The 304-nt window shown below is 57.2% G+C and carries 1 pseudogene; it reads left to right on the forward strand.

Annotated elements, in window-relative coordinates:
• Positions 1 to 28: 28 nt before the first annotated feature.
• A pseudogene (locus EEB11_RS19380) lies at positions 29 to 304 on the forward strand (HAD-IIIC family phosphatase); the annotation flags it as partial.

The following is a 304-nucleotide window of genomic DNA, read 5'->3' on the forward strand; positions in this document are numbered from 1 at the left end:
CAGCTTCCTGCGTGGGTTGGAGATGTGCATGTCAGTTACAACGATCGACAGTGTTGATTTGGCGAGGGTGACGCAGCTTATCAACAAGACCAACCAGTTCAATCTAATGACGCGACGCTACACCCAGACCGAGGTGGAGACGTTGCTGGCGGACCCCGCCACGCTGTCGTGCTGCGTGCGCCTTTCGGACCGATTCGGGGACAACGGAATCATTTCGGTCCTGCTAGCGAGGGTTACCGATCACGACACAGCGCGAAACTGCGAGATCACTGACTGGTTGATGAGTTGCCGTGTGCTGGGACGC

It is taken from the genome of Pseudotabrizicola sediminis, assembly GCF_004745575.1.
In the GTDB taxonomy this organism is placed as follows: Bacteria; Pseudomonadota; Alphaproteobacteria; order Rhodobacterales; family Rhodobacteraceae; genus Pseudotabrizicola; species Pseudotabrizicola sediminis.